Source organism: Bradyrhizobium sp. JYMT SZCCT0428, assembly GCF_018131075.1.
In the GTDB taxonomy this organism is placed as follows: domain Bacteria; phylum Pseudomonadota; class Alphaproteobacteria; order Rhizobiales; family Xanthobacteraceae; genus Bradyrhizobium.
Genome location: NZ_JAFCLS010000164.1, coordinates 1 through 1,327, shown reverse-complemented (window position 1 = coordinate 1,327; position 1,327 = coordinate 1). Strand labels below are relative to the sequence as shown.

At 55.3% G+C, this 1,327-nt stretch carries 1 protein-coding gene; it reads right to left on the bottom strand.

Annotated features, from left to right (window positions below; all coding sequences use genetic code 11):
* The coding region (locus JQ575_RS44180) for a CAP domain-containing protein (protein ID WP_212039416.1) at positions 1-944 on the bottom strand (944 nt) is incomplete at its 3' end.
* Positions 945-1,327 lie beyond the last annotated feature (383 nt).

Sequence of the window (1,327 nt, the reverse complement as noted above, 5' to 3'; positions counted from 1 at the left end):
TTGCCCGCAAGACCCGTGAGGGAGTCGTTACCCAATCCTCCGGTGATAGAATCGCCGCCGGCATCACCAGTCAGCGCCAGACCTATGGTGCCAAGACCGATGATGCGCGAGACGCCGCTCACCTCCGTCAACGAGGTTGACGTCTCGATTACTGATTGTCCGACCAGGTTCACCAATGCGTTTCGGTCACCGGTAATTGTTGTATTTACCACCACCGGTGCGGCCAATCCTCCCCCCGAAAAGGTAATGGTCTGAGCACTGGCGCCGATTGCAAGGCTATAGTCTCCCGCCGTGCGCGTTGCCTGGTTTGCACCACCCGAAATGGCTACGGTAACACCGCCCCGGCCCTCGCCCACCGAATAGAAGGCATTACTATCGGTGTCGGTATAAGCGATCCCTGTGAGAAATTGTCCGCCACCACCCGGAATACCGAAATCCTGTGTAACCATTGAGGCGTTGTAGGTCGTGCCGTTTTGCGTATACAGGCCCATCACCTGGCCTACTCCGACCTGCTTGTAGCTGGCATCCATAAGGTTTGTGCGATGGCCGCGCCCCGCCACGTTGAGATCGGTGAACAGGCTATTTTCCTCAGCGACAATCGTAGCGGTCGCGTCGATGGCACCAGTCGAACCTTGCCAAGCAATGTTTTCGCTGACCCCGCCATTGTAGCCGGCGGCATTGGCCCTCGACTGCGGTGTGCTACCGGTGTTTGGATCGGTATGAGCGAAATAGTCCGCGTCAATCATGGCCTGACTGTGTGCATCCGCGGCAGAAAAAAGTGAACTCGACCAAGCCAAGGGCTGTTTGGATGCAGCAGTCAGTGTACCGGCAGCAAGGCCCTCATTCAGGTCGATGTTATTGCGCGCCGCTTCGCCGGCCGGATCGAGCCGGGCGCGGTTGATGAGCGCCATCATAAGAACTTCTTGAGCAGTCGGGTCGGCCATGATTCCCCTCTTCTAGGCTTGCAGACGTTCAACTTGATTTCGAGACCCCATACTTTCCAATACTTAATCCTTAAGTCATCGAAAAGACTGAGGCCAAAAATCGATTTTTCAATGCAATTTTCCTCCGGCAGACGCAATGCCCCCGTGCTGGGCTACCTCACCTTGATCAGAGTTTCGAGGTCGATGAATTCGTCTACTCTGCCGATAAAATCCGGTCGAGTCCGGACTCCACCTTTGTTTTGGGATAGGTCTGCCCATGCTGACTAAAAGTCCGTTCGACTCTATTAAAGCACCTACCCTGGACGGAGCTGGCAAGGTCTAACCATGTCCGATTTACCCAATAGCAGACCTAGCAGAGCGCAAACTCGAAGTGCCCAAAAGGC